At 66.9% G+C, this 14446-nt stretch carries 12 protein-coding genes; 8 read left to right on the plus strand and 4 right to left on the minus strand.

Annotation, left to right across the window (positions count from 1 at the left end; all coding sequences use genetic code 11):
• Positions 1 to 137: 137 nt before the first annotated feature.
• The 5 genes from ACUH78_RS09890 (at position 138) to phoU (ending at position 6211) form a co-directional block, all read left to right on the plus strand.
• Positions 138 to 2210: a cytochrome c biogenesis protein ResB gene (locus tag ACUH78_RS09890; protein ID WP_418364942.1), complete on the plus strand. Its 2073-nt coding sequence runs from the start codon at positions 138 to 140 to the stop codon at positions 2208 to 2210.
• Positions 2207 to 3406: a c-type cytochrome biogenesis protein CcsB gene (ccsB, locus tag ACUH78_RS09895; RefSeq protein ID WP_418364941.1), complete on the plus strand. Its 1200-nt coding sequence runs from the start codon at positions 2207 to 2209 to the stop codon at positions 3404 to 3406. The genes ACUH78_RS09890 and ccsB overlap by 4 nt, the downstream gene beginning before the upstream one ends.
• A gap of 60 nt (positions 3407 to 3466) precedes the next feature.
• The gene (moeA, locus tag ACUH78_RS09900; RefSeq protein ID WP_418364940.1) at positions 3467 to 4717 is read left to right on the plus strand and encodes a molybdopterin molybdotransferase MoeA; all 1251 of its coding nucleotides are present in this window, start codon (positions 3467 to 3469) and stop codon (positions 4715 to 4717) included.
• 38 nt (positions 4718 to 4755) lie between these two features.
• Positions 4756 to 5415 (plus strand): ribose-5-phosphate isomerase RpiA, encoded by a 660-nt coding sequence (rpiA, locus tag ACUH78_RS09905; protein ID WP_418364939.1) that lies wholly within the window; start codon positions 4756 to 4758, stop codon positions 5413 to 5415.
• A gap of 100 nt (positions 5416 to 5515) precedes the next feature.
• Positions 5516 to 6211: a phosphate signaling complex protein PhoU gene (gene phoU, locus ACUH78_RS09910; RefSeq protein ID WP_418364938.1), complete on the plus strand. Its 696-nt coding sequence runs from the start codon at positions 5516 to 5518 to the stop codon at positions 6209 to 6211.
• A gap of 103 nt (positions 6212 to 6314) precedes the next feature.
• Here the strand turns inward: phoU and ACUH78_RS09915 are convergent, their stop codons facing one another.
• From ACUH78_RS09915 to ACUH78_RS09930, 4 genes are all read right to left on the minus strand, one after another.
• Positions 6315 to 6587, minus strand: coding sequence for an oxidative damage protection protein (locus ACUH78_RS09915; protein WP_418364937.1), 273 nt, complete (start codon positions 6585 to 6587; stop codon positions 6315 to 6317).
• Positions 6588 to 6733: 146 nt separating this feature from the next.
• Positions 6734 to 8092: an amino-acid N-acetyltransferase gene (gene argA, locus ACUH78_RS09920; RefSeq protein WP_418365002.1), complete on the minus strand. Its 1359-nt coding sequence runs from the start codon at positions 8090 to 8092 to the stop codon at positions 6734 to 6736.
• A 143-nt stretch (positions 8093 to 8235) separates the two neighbouring features.
• Entirely contained in the window at positions 8236 to 9717 is a 1482-nt protein-coding gene (pap, locus tag ACUH78_RS09925) for a polyphosphate:AMP phosphotransferase (protein ID WP_418364936.1), read from the minus strand.
• A 46-nt stretch (positions 9718 to 9763) separates the two neighbouring features.
• Positions 9764 to 10486, minus strand: coding sequence for a 16S rRNA (uracil(1498)-N(3))-methyltransferase (locus tag ACUH78_RS09930; protein WP_418364935.1), 723 nt, complete (start codon positions 10484 to 10486; stop codon positions 9764 to 9766).
• Between the two features lie 51 nt (positions 10487 to 10537).
• Between ACUH78_RS09930 and ACUH78_RS09935 the strand changes: the two genes are divergently transcribed.
• The 3 genes from ACUH78_RS09935 to tkt all read left to right on the plus strand — a co-directional run bounded on the left by ACUH78_RS09935 (position 10538) and on the right by tkt (position 14439).
• The gene (locus ACUH78_RS09935) at positions 10538 to 11347 is read left to right on the plus strand and encodes an inositol monophosphatase family protein (RefSeq protein WP_418364934.1); all 810 of its coding nucleotides are present in this window, start codon (positions 10538 to 10540) and stop codon (positions 11345 to 11347) included.
• Positions 11348 to 11420: 73 nt separating this feature from the next.
• Positions 11421 to 12296 (plus strand): phosphoribulokinase, encoded by an 876-nt coding sequence (locus ACUH78_RS09940; RefSeq protein ID WP_418364933.1) that lies wholly within the window; start codon positions 11421 to 11423, stop codon positions 12294 to 12296.
• 127 nt (positions 12297 to 12423) lie between these two features.
• Positions 12424 to 14439 carry a transketolase gene (gene tkt / locus ACUH78_RS09945; protein ID WP_435749671.1) on the plus strand — a complete coding sequence of 672 codons (2016 nt, stop codon included), beginning with the start codon at positions 12424 to 12426 and terminating at the stop codon, positions 14437 to 14439.
• The last annotated feature ends 7 nt before the right edge of the window (positions 14440 to 14446 follow it).

Raw genomic sequence — 14446 nt, forward strand, 5'->3', positions numbered from 1 at the left:
TCAGCGCACCCGCAACACCCGGGGGCGGCACCCGCCGCCCCGCCCTGCCGGTCCGGTGAGGCGGCAGCCCGCCTCGAACGCCGCGTTCGCGCGTCGCCCCAGCCGCCGCTCACCCGACCCTTCTCACCGAGGTCCGGATGCAACGCGGCACCGCGCGCGCCCTCTTCGAGCTCCTGAGCTCGATGCGATTCGCCATCGCCCTGCTGACGATCCTGTCGATCGCCTCGGTGATCGGCACGGTCGTCAAACAGAACGACCCACTGAACGCCTATCTCAACCAGTTCGGTCCGTTCTGGTTTCCCGTCTTCGAAAAGCTCGGCCTGTATTCGGTCTATAACGCCGGCTGGTTCATCGTCATCCTGGCCTTCCTGGTGCTGTCGACCTCGCTGTGCATCGTGCGCCAGACCGCGCCCATGCTGCGCGAGATACGCAGCTTCCGCGAACATGCGCGCGAAGCCTCGTTGCGCCAGTTCGCCCACCGCGCCAGCCTGAGTGCAACGCTGGACTTGCCCGAGGCGCAGACACGTATCGAGGAATACCTGCGCCAGCACCGCTTCAACAGCCGCAGCAACGCGCGCAGCGACGGTGCGCTGATCGCCGCGAAGCAAGGCAGCATCGGCCGCGTCGGCTACTTCTTCGCCCATGGCGCGATCGTACTGATCTGCGTCGGCGGCCTGCTCGACGGCGACCTCCCCCTGCGCGTTACGACCTGGCTGGGCGACAAGCAGCCCACCGCAGCCAACCAGCTGATCGCGGACATCCCCGAATCGGCACGCCTCGACCTCGACAACCCCAGCTTCCGAGGCGACGTCTACATCCCCGAGGGGCGCACCACCACCTTCGCCGTGCTGCGCGCCGGCGACGGGATCCTGCTGCAGGAACTGCCCTTCAACATCACACTCGAGCGCTTCCACATCGACCATTACGAGAATGGCATGCCAAAGCGCTTCGCCAGCGACATCGTTGTGGCCAACCGCATGAGCGGCGAATCCACCGCACACACGATCGAGGTGAACAAGCCGCTCACACTGCAGGGCATTACCCTCTATCAGTCGAGCTTCGAGGACGGCGGCTCCCGGCTCCGGCTCGTGGCCAGGAGCCTGCTGCCGGGGCGTGCCGGCGTGCTGACGGAACTCGAGGGCGCGGTCGGCGAGAACCTCCCGTTCCACGACGAAGCGTTCCGCTACACCCTGGAATTCATCGACTTCAAGGCCTTCAACGTCGAGGATCTCGCGACCGGTGAAGGTGCGGACGTGCAGTCGGCCAAGGGCTTGGCCAGGCTCGAGCAGCACCTCGGTAGTGGGGCCCGGACCGTCAGCCCGCGCGACATGCGTAACGTCGGCCCGAGTTTCACCTACCGGCTGCGCGACGAAGCCGGGCAGGCGCGGGAGTTCCACAACTACATGCTGCCGATCGAGCAGGACGGGCGCTGGTTCCTGTATACCGGCCTGCGCGACAGCCAGGCCGACAGCTTCCGTTACATGCGCATCCCGCTCGACGAGGCCGGCAGCGTCGACACCTGGTTCGCGGTACGCAACCTGCTGCTCGACCCGACCCAGCGCGCGCAGCTGGCGCAGCGCTTCGCCGCCCGCACCTTTGCCGGCGGACAGAACGCCGAAGCCATGCGCGCGCCGCTCGCGCAAAGCGCGGTCCAGACGCTGGAGCTTTTCGCCGAGCGCGGCTACGAGACCCTGGGCGCCTTCATCGAACGCACCGTCCCCGAGGCCGAGCGTGGCCAGGCCGCCGATGTGCTGGTGCGCGTACTGCAGGGCGCAGCGTGGGAGGCCTGGATGCAGGTCCGCGCGGACGCTGGCCTGGACGCCGCGGAAGTGAGCCCCGCGCGCGCCACTTACGTCAACGACAGCATCGCTGCGATCTCGGACAGCCTGTTCTACGGCTCGCCGGCCTACCTCCAGCTGGACAGCTTCGAGGAGCGGCTCGCGACCGTGCTGCAGGCAACGCGCTCCCCCGGTCAGCCGCTGGTCTATATTGGTTCGCTGCTACTCGTGCTGGGCGTGTTCGCCATGCTCTACATCCGCGAACGCCGCTTCTTCGTACTGGTGAAGGCGAACGAAATCCTCGTCGCCATGTCCTCCAATCGCAAGGCACTGGACGTCGACGAAACCTTCCAGCGCCACGTGGAAGGCCTCGCTGCCGCCCTGCGCGCGGCTCCGCCCGCCCCCGTTCCCGAATCGGTCAAAGGTGCATGATGGATATCGCACGTCCCTCCCCCGCAGCCCCCTCTCACCCCGCCGCTGCCGCTTCTGTGCCACCAGCGCAGCGCGCGCCAAAACACTGGCTGCGCCAACTTGATCTCTTCGACTGGCTATACGCACTGGCGCTGGTGGCCGGAGCGGTCATCGCACTGGTCCATTACCAGCACGCGATGGACGTCTACGACGACATCGTGCTGATCCTGCATGTACCGGTGCTGGCCGCGATCGGCTGGTACTGGAAGCCCTTCCGCAGCTTCCTCGCCGCCGTGGCGGTGCTGTCGCTGGCGAGCATTGCGCTCTATCAGGGCGATCTGGCGCGCGCCGAGCAGACCTTCTTCCTCAAGTACCTGATCTCCAGCCAGACCGCGATCATGTGGATGAGCGCGCTCATCTTCATCGCCACGGGTGCCTACTGGATCGGTCTGCTCGCGCGCTCGGACTTCGGTGAGCGCACTGGCTCCACGCTGACCTGGATCGCCGCAGTCATGGGCACCGTGGGTCTGTTTGTGCGCTGGTACGAGTCCTACCTGCTCGGACCCGAGATCGGCCATATTCCGATCAGCAACCTGTACGAAGTGTTCGTCCTCTTCACGCTGATGACCGCCCTGCTCTACCTCTACTATGAGGGCCGCTATGCAACGCGGCGCATGGGCGCCTTCGTGATGATCGTCCTCTCCGCCGCGGTTGCGTTCCTGCTCTGGTACACCTTCACCCGAGAGGCGCACGAGATCCAGCCGCTGATCCCCGCATTGCAGTCGTACTGGATGAAGGTGCACGTGCCGACCAACTTCATCGGTTACGGCGCGTTCGCGGTCGCGGCGATGGTCGGCACGGCCTACCTGCTCGCCGAGCGCGGCCTCCTCGCCAGCCGGCTGCCGGCACTGCGCGTGCTCGAGGACGTGATGTACAAGGCGATCGCGATCGGCTTCGCATTCTTCACCATCGCCACCATCCTGGGCGCGCTCTGGGCCGCCGAAGCCTGGGGCACCTACTGGCAGTGGGACCCGAAGGAAACCTGGGCGTTGATCGTATGGCTGAACTACGCGACCTGGCTACACATGCGCCTGACCAAGGGCCTGCGTGGCGCGGTGCTGGCCTGGTGGGCGGTCGTGGGTCTGTTCGTGACCACCTTCGCCTTCGTCGGCGTCAACATGTTCCTCACCGGCCTGCACTCCTACGGCGCGCTGTAATCGCGCGAACAGGGACCCACCGAGATGCGGAGCAAGCCCCCCCTACCCGGAATCCGAAGCATGACTTCAGCCCCCGCAGGCAGCTACCCGAGCCGCAATTTCCTCAGCGTCGAGGACGCCCGGCGCACCATCCTGGCAGCGCTGACCCCGGTCGGCGGGCGCGAGCGGGTGACCGTGCGCGCCGCGCTCGGGCGCGTGCTGGCCGAGGACGTGATCGCGCCCTACAACGTCCCTGCACACGACAATTCCGCCATGGACGGTTACGCGGTGCGCGCGACCGACCTCGCTGCGGGGGCGGAGACCCTGCTCGACGTGGTCGGTACCGCCTATGCCGGACGGCCCTTTTCGGGCATCGTAGGCCACCGCCAGGCGGTGCGCATCATGACCGGCGCAAGCATCCCGCAAGGCGCGGACACGATCGTCATGCAGGAAGTGGCGCGTCGCGAGCATGACAAGGTCTGCATTCCAGCCGGCCAGAAACCCGGACAGAACCTGCGCCGCGCGGGTGAAGACCTCGCCGAGGGCGGCGTGGCCGTTGCCGCAGGCAAGCGCTGCGGCCCGGCGGAGCTCGGCCTGATCGCATCGCTCGGCATCGCGGAGGTCTGCGTGCACCGACGTCTGCGCGTCGCGATCCTGTCGACCGGAGACGAGATCGCTTCCATCGGCCAGGCGCTCGGCCCCGGTCAGGTCTATGACAGCAACCGCTACACGCTCCATGGCACGCTCTCGCGGCTCGGTTGCGACCTGCTCGATCTCGGCGTCGTACCCGACCGGCCCGAGGCGCTCGAGGCCGCCTTCCGCGAAGCCTCGCAGGCAGCGGACGTCGTGATCACGAGCGGTGGCGTCTCAGTCGGCGAGGCAGATTTCATCCGCGAGATGATGACCCGCCTGGGCGAGGTCGCGTTCTGGAAGCTGGCCATCAAGCCGGGGCGCCCCATGGCCTTCGGGCGCATCGGCAACGCGGTGCTGTTCGGCCTGCCGGGCAATCCGGTCGCGGTGATGGTGACGTTCTACCAGTTCGTGCAGGATGCCCTGCTCAAGCTCATGGGGGTGAATCCGCTCCCACCCGCCGAGCGTTTCCCGGTACATGCAGCCTTCGCGTTGCGTAAGCAGCCCGGGCGGGTGGAGTATCTCCGTGCCTGCCTGAACCGCGACAGCGACGGGCTCTCGGCAACCCTCGCCGGTGCGCAGGGCTCGGGGATCCTGCGCTCGATGTCCGAAGCAGACTGCTTCGTGGTCCTTCCTGAAGACTGCACGAACGTGCAGCCGGGAGATACCGTTCTCGTTCAACCCTTCCACGGTCTTGTCTGACCCTTCAGACCACGCGCCGCACACAACACCAGCACATCATGACCCAGGACGAACTCAAGAAAGCCGCCGCGCTCGCCGCACTCGACTACATCGTGGAGGGTAGCATCGTCGGCGTGGGTACCGGCTCCACGGTGAATCACTTCATCGACGGCCTTGCCGGGATGCGCGAGCGCATCCGTGGCGCGGTGTCCAGCTCCGAAGCGAGCTCGAAACGCCTCGCCGCCCATGGTATCGAGGTGTTCGATCTCAACGGCATCGAACACCTGCCGGTCTATGTGGACGGCGCCGACGAGATCGATGGCGGTTTCGCGATGATCAAGGGCGGAGGTGGCGCGCTCACGCGCGAGAAAATCGTCGCGGCCGTATCCGGGCGCTTCGTGTGCATCTGCGACGCCAGCAAGCGGGTCGACGTGCTCGGCCGCTTTCCGCTGCCGGTCGAGGTGATCCCGATGGCGTGCAGCCACGTGGCGCGCGAGCTGCGCAAGCTGGGCGGCGACCCCAAGGTACGCGCGGACTTCGTCACCGACAACGGCAACCTGATCCTGGACGTGCATGGCCTGTCGATCACGGATCCGGTCGCGACGGAAACCCGCATCAACCAGATCGTGGGCGTGGTCACCAACGGCCTCTTCGCCGAGCGCGGCGCGGACGTGCTGGTGCTGGCAGGCTCCGCGGGCGTGGAACGCCTGCAGCGTTGAGCACCGGATTCACAACCGTGGTTTCAGCCTCGTTGCGCGCAACAAAAGCTTAACAATGCCCTGCTAGCCTGCTGGCTTCCCGAACAGGCCGATTACAGAAATGACCGAACACACCTACAAGCAGTTCGACGTCGAACTCGAGGAAATCCGCCGCGGCGTGCTGCAGATGGGCGGCATGGTCGAACAACAGACCCGGAATGCCCTCCTGGGCCTGCGTACCGGCGACCTGGTGCTGCTCGAGAAGGTCATCGACGGCGACAAGGCGATCAACCTCGAGCAGATCCGTCTCGACGACGAGTGCAACCACATCATTGTCCGCCGCCAGCCCGCCGCAAGCGATCTGCGCCTGGTCATGACCGCCATCAAGAGCGTGTCGGATCTCGAGCGCATCGGCGACGAGGCGAAAAAGATCGCCAAGGCGGCACGGCGGCTGCACACCGCCGAGAGCAGTTTCACCCCGCGCGTCGGACTCGAGCAGTGCGCCACCATGGCGCTCGAGATGCTGCAACTGGCGCTGGACGCCCTCGCACGCGCCAACACGAGCAGCGTGGACACGATCAAGCGCAAGGACGCCGACGTCGATGCCGGCTTCAAGAGCATCATGCGCCAGCTCATCACCTACATGATGGAAGATCCGCGCACGATCACGAACAGCCTCGAAATGCTTTTCATCGCCAAGTCGATCGAGCGCATCGGCGATCACGCCCTGAACATCGCCGAGCACGTGGTCTACCTCGCCCGCGGCGAGGATGTCCGCTTCGAGAAGGCGCAGGCGCAGCTCGGCGAAAAGCCCTGAGCGCCCGCTTCACCTGCCGAAAAAGCGAAGGGGGAGGCGCCGCGAGGCCCTCCCCCTTTTCGTCTGTCCAAGTCCGCCGCGCGCACCAGAGCTGCGTGCAAGCTCAGGGCTGCGGGGGCACGTAGCCGGCAATCTGGTCTGCACCGCCTTCGAAGAAGTGCTTTTCCATCTGCTCGGCCAGATACTTGCGCGCACGCGCATCCATCAGGTTGAGCCGGTTCTCGTTGATCAGCATGGTCTGGTACTTGACCCACTGCTGCCAGGCTTCCTGCGAAACGCTCTCGTAGATGCGCTTGCCAAGTTCGCCGGGCACCGGCGGCCGCTCCAGACCTTCGGCCTCGCGCCCCAGTTTGATGCAGTTCACCATGCGTGCCATGTTTCGATCCTTTCTGCTTGCGGGTTCATAGAAGCGTGAAGGCCGCATTCTAGCCCATTCACCGCGGCCACCTCATCCCGGCCACCTCATCCCTGCCCGCTTGATCCGCCGCACCGGCGTTCGCACATCCGGCGGAGCGCGTCCGGTCAAAGGCTCTTCACGAACACCTTGGAGCGGCGCTGGTAGTTATAGAGCTCGCGCTTCTGGCGCGGCAGGGCCTCCGGGCCGATCTCGCTGAAGCCGCGCTCGCGGAACCAGTGTGAAGTACGCGTGGTGAGCACGAACAGGCGCTCCAGGCGCTGCATGCGCGCGCGGCGCTCGATGCGCTTCAGCAACTGGTCGCCCAGGCCGGCGCGCCGGTACTCGGGCGTGACCGCAAGGCAGGCCAGCTCAGCCGCGTTTTCCTCACTGAAGGGATACAGCGCCGCGCAGCCGACAAGCACGCCATCGTGCTCGACCAGAGTGAAGCGGTCGATCTCCTGCTCGAGCAGTTCGCGCCCGCGCCGCACCAGCGTGCCATCGGCCTCCATCGGCGAGATCAGCGCCACCAGCGCGGCAACGTCGTCCACGGTCGCCTCGCGCACGCGGAACAGCGGGTCTCGAGACACCACCGTACCGACGCCCGCGTGGGTGAAGAATTCGAGCAGCAGGCCGCCATCGAGATCGTGGTCGATCAGGTGGCAACGCGCCACGCCCTTGCGCACCGCACGGATCGCGCAGGGCAGGAACAGGTGCATGTCCTCCGTGAGCCCTTCGCCCGCCTCGAATGCACGCTCGGCCTCGTCCGCCGTCACCGACTCGATCAACGCGCCCTGCGCATCGAGCAGTCCCGGCGCATCGCACAGGTAAATAAGCTTTTCGGCCTTGAGCGCGATCGCCACCGCCTCGGCCACCTCCTCCATGGCAAGGTTGAAGATCTCCCCCGCGGGCGACACACCCAGTGGCGTGATCAGCACGACGTTCTGCTGATCCAGGTCGGCGTTGATCTCCTCGGCGATGATCTTGCGCACGGCGCCGGTGTATTGGTAATCCACCCCGTCGACCACCCCCACCGGGCGCGCGGTGATGAAGTTGCCGCCGGTGACACGGATGTAGCTGCCGGCCATCGGGGTATTCGGCAGGCCTTGCGAAAGCAGCGCCTCGACCTCGAGCCGGGTCACCGCCATGGCCGACTTGACGCACTCCAGCGCCTCCGGATCGGTGACGCGCAGGCCGTGGTGGAAGCGGGGCTCGAGCCCCCTGCGCGCGAGCTCAACATCGATCTGCGGACGCGCGCCATGCACCAGTACCAGGCGGATGCCGAGCGCGGCGAGCAGGTTGCAGTCGTATGCGAGGCTCTGCGCCCGGGCGCCGGCCGCGACCTCACCGCCAAAGCCGACGACGAAGGTGCGGCCGCGGAAAGCATGGATATAGGGCGCGGCCCCGCGCACCCAGGCGACGAACTGTGCGGTGGCGTCATCGACCACCGGCACCGGCGCAGGCACGGGCGCGGAGGACGCCGGCATGTCGAGGCCCGGCGCGGAGTTCGTCGAAGGCGTTGTACTGGCGGACTTGCTCACACGGTCACCACGAGGAAAGCGGCCGGCGGGACTTCGCCGGCACATACGGAATCGGATGTGCGGATTCTAGCCCGAACGCGGCCGGGCGATCAGCCGAGCTCCGCCTCGAGCCGCTCGCACAGGGTGCGCAGCACCTTGATGCGGGCATGGTGCTTGTCGTCTGCCTCGACCAGCGTCCAGGGCACGCGCTCGGTGCTGGTACGATCGACCATATCGCACACGGCACGACGGTAATCGTCCCACTTCTCGCGGTTACGCCAGTCCTCGGCGGTGATCTTGAAGCGCTTGTGCGGTTCGGTCTCGCGCGCCTTGAAACGCTCGAGCTGCTCATCCTTGGTGATCGCCATCCAGAACTTGACCACGATTGCTCCGGCATCGGCCAGCTGCTCCTCGAAGTCGTTGATCTCGGAGTAGGCACGCATCCAGTCAGCCTCCGAGCAAAACCCCTCCACACGCTCCACCAGCACCCGGCCATACCAGGAGCGGTCGAAGATCACCACCTTGCCGCGCGGCGGGAGATGTCGCCAGAAACGCCACAGGTATGGCTGGACGCGCTCTTCCTCGGTGGGCGCGCCAATCGGCACGATGCGGTACTGGCGCGCATCGAGCGCCCCCACCACGCGACGGATCGCACCGCCCTTGCCCGCTGCATCCATGCCCTCGAACACCAGCACCAGGTTGCGCTGGCGAAAGACCTCCGAGCGCGTGAGCAAGGCCAGGCGCCCCTGCAGGGGTTCGAGCAGCTCGTCGTACTCCTTGCGCTTCATGCGCGGGTGCTCGAGGCTGTCGACCACGTTCAGGCCATCGATGCACGGCGGCAGCGGCGCAGCGGACAGGCGCGGCATCCAGTGCTGCGAGGCCGCATCAAGACGCCTGCGCAGCGCGGCCAGCAGCGTGCGTGCGACGAACAGCGTGCGAAAGCGCGGATCGGAACCGTCGACGATCAGCCACGGCGCCTCGCCGGTGCTGGTCGTGCGCAGGGCGTGACCTGCCACTTCGCGGTAGCGATCATAGAGCTCGAAGTACTTCCAGTCGCGCTCGGTCACACGCCAGCGCGTGCGCTCGTCCTTCTCCAGGTCCTTCAGGCGCTTCTTCTGCGCCGAGCGGGAGAGGTGGAACCAGAACTTGATCAGCAGCACGCCCTCGTGCGCGAGCATGGCCTCGAAGCGACGGATCTCGTCCAGGCGCTGATCCAGTTCGGCCTTGCCACTGCGCTTCTCCACACGGTCGCGGATCGGCTGCGTGTACCAGTTGCTGAACATCACGCCGATCCTGCCGCGCGGCGGCAGCGCGCGCCAGAAGCGCCACATGAAGGGGCGATCGGACTCTTCTGCGGTGGGCGTATCAAAGGCCCAGGTCTCGATGTGACGCGGATCCATCCACTCGTTGAGCAGATTGATCGTCTCGCCCTTGCCGGCCTTGTCGACACCGTTGATGAGCACGACCACCGCGAACTGCTTGAGATCGAGCAGATCGAACTGCGCATCGAGCAGTTCGGCACGCAGCCCGGGGACGGCGGCATCGAAGGTTTCCGGGTCGGTGTGGTGGCCGAGTTCGGCGGATTCGAACATCAGCTTCTCCCTTTTCGTAGTGCTGCAGTGGTGCCGCAGTGGCGGCTCAGAAGTCGCCCCAGCGCGCCTGCATCGCAGCGATCGCCGCCAGGCCGGCCGTTTCGGTGCGCAGGATGCGCGGCCCCAGCCGCACGCGCCGGCAGCCGGCCGCATCGAAGGCCGCCAGTTCCGCTTCGCTCCAGCCCCCCTCCGGCCCAACCAGCAGACGTACGCATCCGGCAGGCGCCGGCTCGTCGGCGAAGCCGGCCGCACCGCCCGGCGCAAGCACGTAGTTCAGCCCACCGCGGTGGCCTGCCAGCCAGGCCGGCAGGCCCAGCACCGGCAGCACCACCGGCACGCGGTTGCGCCCGCATTGCTCGCATGCGGCCACTGCAACCTGCTGCCAATGGGCGGCGCGCTTCTCCGCACGCTCGCCAGCAAGCCTGAGCACCGAGCGCTCGGCCTGCACCGGCTGAACCGCGCTCACGCCCAGCTCGACCGCCTTCTGCACCACCCAGTCCATCTTGTCGCCGGACGCGAGCGCCTGCACCAGCACCACCTCCAGAGGCGACTCGCGCTCGGTATCTCGCCGCGCACCGAGCCGCGCCGAAACCCGCCTTCCGTGGATCGCGAGCGTCGCATCGACCTCGCCGCCGTGGCCGTCGAACAGCACCACGGCCTCGCCATCGCGCAGGCGCAGCACCCTCGCCGCATGATGGGCGAGCGCCTCGGGCAACTCGAACTCACCCGCCTCGGGCAGGCGACCAGGAAAGTGGAAGCGTGAAATCATCGTAAGATTATAGGCCTCAGCACAGGCCGCCCGAGCGGCCAGGAGGCCCCGATGCCTACAGCAGCCCAGCGCCTGGCGCGCGCACGCGCCCTGGAATCCATGGTTCGCGACATCGCGCGCGACGAGATCCTTCCCCGTTATCTCAAGTCGGCGCGCAATCGCAAGGCCGACGGCTCGCTCTTCACCGAAGCCGACTTCGCCTCACAGCGTCGCTTCACCGAGGCACTGCCGCAGTTCCTCCCGGGCGCCGTGCTGGGTGAGGAGATGAGCGCCGCCGAGCAGGCAACCGTGTGGAACGAGGGTGCGCGCGGGATGTGGTGCATCGACCCGATCGACGGCACCACCAACTTCGCCAACGGTATCCCCCTGTTCGCGGTATCGATCGCCTATCTGATCCACCACGAGCCGGTGATCGGCGTGGTCTACAACCCGATCACCGACGAGTCCTTCTATGCCGCGCGCGGCGCGGGGGCCTATCTCAACGGCACCGAACTGCCCCTGCGCGCCGGCGCAACCAGCCTGTGCGACGCCGTGGCGGGGGTGGACTTCAAGCGCATCAGCCATCACCTCGGCGACGAACTGGCGGTGCGGCCGCCCTATTACTCGCAGCGAAACTTCGGTTCGAGCGCGCTCGAATGGTGCTTCGTCGCCGCCGGCCGGCTCGACGTGTATGTGCATGGCGGGCAGATGCTGTGGGACTACGCTGCCGGACGCCTGATCCTGGCCGAGGCGGGCGGCATTGCCGAGGCACTGGACGGCGGCGCGCTGATGTCCGGCCCCGCGATCAAGCGCGGCGTGATCGCCGCCGCCTCGCCCGCCCTGTTCACCGACTGGTCGAACTGGATCAAGGCGCACTCCTGAACCCCGCCACACCGAACCGCCTGCGGCGCCCGCGCGCCGCTTATCCGACCCTGCGCCTGCGACGGAGCCCATCATGTCCCTGAAGCACCCGATCATCGCCGTGACCGGTTCGTCCGGCGCGGGTACGACGACGGTCAAGCACACTTTCGAAGCGATCTTTCACCGCGAGAATGTCAATGCCGCCATCGTCGAGGGCGACAGCTTTCACCGCTACACCCGCGACGAGATGAAGACGCTGATCGAGGACGCGGAGCGGGTCGGCCAGCGCGGCATCAGCCACTTTGGCCCCGAAGCCAATCAGCTCTCCGAGCTCGAACGCCTGTTTCGCGCCTATGGCGAAGCCGCCACCGGCCGCCGCCGTTACTACATCCACAACGAAGCCCAGTCGATGCGCTGGAACCTGCCCATGGGCACCTTCACCGAATGGGAGGATCTTCCGGTCGGGACGGACTGCCTGTTCTACGAGGGCCTGCACGGTGCGGTGCAGACCGAGGAAGTGGACATCGCCAGCCATGTCGACCTGCTCATCGGCGTGGTGCCGACGATCAACCTCGAGTGGATCCAGAAACTGCACCGCGACACCAAGCTGCGCGGCTACACCCCCGAGGCCGTGCAGGACACCATCCTGCGCCGCATGCACGACTACGTGCATTACATCGTGCCCCAGTTCGCCCGCACCCATATCAACTTCCAGCGCGTGCCGGTGGTCGATACGTCCAACCCGTTCATCGCGCGCGACGTGCCGACCCAGGATGAGTCCATGGTGGTGATCCGCTTCAAGGATCCACGCGGCGTCGATTTCCCCTACCTGCTGCGCATGATCCACGATGCCTTCATGAGCCGCGCCAACACCATCGTCATTCCGGGTGGCAAGCTCGACCTGGCGATGCAGTTGATCCTGACCCCGCTCATCTGGAGGCTCATGGAGCGCCGCCGGCAGTACGCCTGATCCAAAAGCCTGCAGCGATCCTCCCACTCTGGGCCGCCTTGATAGTGCGGCACAGCGTTGGCATCCCCGGGGCCTTTTAAGGGATAATTCCGGTTTTTCCGATGGTGGCCTCCGGCCCGAGAACAGCATGCAGCCGACCCGCAACGTCCAGCCCCCGGTCTTCAACCCCATCACCGGTGCGATCCGCGCCTTGGCGATGGACGCCGTGCAACAGGCCAACTCCGGCCACCCGGGCGCGCCGATGGGCATGGCCGAGATCGCCGAGGTGCTGTGGCGCCATCACCTGCGCCATAACCCGGCCAACCCCAAGTGGGCCGACCGCGACCGCTTCGTACTGTCGAACGGCCACGGCTCCATGCTGATCTACGCACTGCTGCACCTGACCGGCTACGACCTGCCAATCGAGGAGCTCAAGCGCTTCCGCCAGCTGCACAGCAAGACGCCCGGCCACCCCGAATACGGCTACGCGCCTGGCGTCGAGACCACCACCGGCCCGCTCGGCCAGGGCATCACCAACGCGGTCGGCATGGCGCTCGCCGAGAAGATCCTCGCCGCCGAGTTCAACCGCCCCGGCCACGAGATCGTCAACCACAACACCTATGTCTTCCTCGGCGACGGTTGCCTGATGGAGGGCATTTCGCACGAAGCCTGCTCCCTCGCCGGCACCTGGGGCCTGGGCAAGCTCGTCGCCTTCTACGACGACAACGACATCTCCATCGACGGCCATGTGCAGGGCTGGTTCACCGACGACACCCCCAAGCGCTTCGAGGCCTACGGCTGGCAGGTGATCCGCGACGTGCAGGGCCACGACCCGGTGGCGATCGAGGCTGCCATCCAGCAGGCCAAGGCCGACCCCTCGCGCCCGACGCTGATCTGCTGCAAGACCATCATCGGCGCCGGCGCCCCCAACAAGCAGGACAGCCACGACGTGCACGGCGCCCCGCTCGGCGCGGCCGAAATCGAGGCTGCCCGCGCCCACATCGGCTGGACCCACGCGCCCTTCGAGATCCCGGCCGACGTCTACGCCGCTTGGGACGCACGCACCAAGGGCGCCTCGCTCGAGGCCCAGTGGAACGCCACTTTCGCCGCCTACCGTGCCGCCCACCCCGAGCTCGCCGCCGAGTTCGAACGCCGCATGGCCGGCGAGCTGCCGGCCGACTGGGATGCCCACGTCGCCGCGGTGCTCGCCAAGGTCACCGACAAGGCCGAGACCATCGCCACCCGCAAGGCCAGCCAGAACAGCATCGAAGCCTACGCGCCCAAGCTGCCCGAGCTGCTCGGCGGCTCTGCCGACCTCGCCGGCTCCAACCTCACGCTGTGGTCGGGCGCCAAGGGCGTCAGCAAAACCAGCGGCGGCAACTACGTGTATTACGGCGTGCGCGAGTTCGGCATGGCGGCGATCGCCAACGGCGTCGCGCTGCACGGCGGCCTGATCCCCTACACCGCCACCTTCCTGATGTTCAGCGAGTACGCGCGCAACGCCCTGCGCATGGCCGCGCTGATGAAGGTGCGCCAGATCTTCGTGTTCACCCACGACTCGATCGGCCTCGGCGAAGACGGCCCCACCCACCAACCGGTGGAGCAGACCGCCACCCTGCGCCTGATCCCCAACATGGACGTATGGCGCCCCTGCGACACCACCGAGTCCGCCGTGGCCTGGGCAAGCGCGATCGAGCGCAAGGATGGCCCCACCTCGATGTGCTTCTCACGCCAGAACCTGCCCTTCCAGACCCGCACGGCGGAACAGGTCGCTGCAATCCGCAAGGGCGGCTATGTGCTTGCGGACGCGGCCGGCGGCACGCCGCAGGCGGTGATCCTCGCCACCGGATCGGAAGTTGCACTCGCCATGGCGGCGCAGAAGACCCTGGCCGAACAAGGCGTGGCGGTGCGCGTGGTGTCCATGCCTTCGACCAACATCTTCGACCGCCAGGACGCCGCCTACAAGGCCAGCGTGCTGCCCGCCGGCCTGCCGCGCGTCGCGGTCGAGGCCGGCTGCACCGACGGCTGGTACAAGTACGTGGGCCTTGAAGGCCGGGTGATCGGCATCGACCGCTTCGGCGAGTCGGCGCCGGCCGGCGAGCTGTTCAAGTATTTCGGCATCACCGCGGATGCGGTGGTGCAGGCAGTGAAAGCGGTGCTCTGACGAGACC

The organism is Thauera sp. ZXT1-4 (assembly GCF_052598215.2).

Coding starts and splice junctions, on each gene's coding strand:
- ACUH78_RS09890 (WP_418364942.1), top strand. CDS start 138: ATGCAACGCGGCACCGCGCGCGCCCTCTTCGAGCTCCTGAGCTCGATG.
- ccsB (WP_418364941.1), top strand. CDS start 2,207: ATGATGGATATCGCACGTCCCTCCCCCGCAGCCCCCTCTCACCCCGCC.
- moeA (WP_418364940.1), top strand. CDS start 3,467: ATGACTTCAGCCCCCGCAGGCAGCTACCCGAGCCGCAATTTCCTCAGC.
- rpiA (WP_418364939.1), top strand. CDS start 4,756: ATGACCCAGGACGAACTCAAGAAAGCCGCCGCGCTCGCCGCACTCGAC.
- phoU (WP_418364938.1), top strand. CDS start 5,516: ATGACCGAACACACCTACAAGCAGTTCGACGTCGAACTCGAGGAAATC.
- ACUH78_RS09915 (WP_418364937.1), bottom strand. CDS start 6,587: ATGGCACGCATGGTGAACTGCATCAAACTGGGGCGCGAGGCCGAAGGT.
- argA (WP_418365002.1), bottom strand. CDS start 8,092: ATGCCGGCGTCCTCCGCGCCCGTGCCTGCGCCGGTGCCGGTGGTCGAT.
- pap (WP_418364936.1), bottom strand. CDS start 9,717: ATGTTCGAATCCGCCGAACTCGGCCACCACACCGACCCGGAAACCTTC.
- ACUH78_RS09930 (WP_418364935.1), bottom strand. CDS start 10,486: ATGATTTCACGCTTCCACTTTCCTGGTCGCCTGCCCGAGGCGGGTGAG.
- ACUH78_RS09935 (WP_418364934.1), top strand. CDS start 10,538: ATGCCTACAGCAGCCCAGCGCCTGGCGCGCGCACGCGCCCTGGAATCC.
- ACUH78_RS09940 (WP_418364933.1), top strand. CDS start 11,421: ATGTCCCTGAAGCACCCGATCATCGCCGTGACCGGTTCGTCCGGCGCG.
- tkt (WP_435749671.1), top strand. CDS start 12,424: ATGCAGCCGACCCGCAACGTCCAGCCCCCGGTCTTCAACCCCATCACC.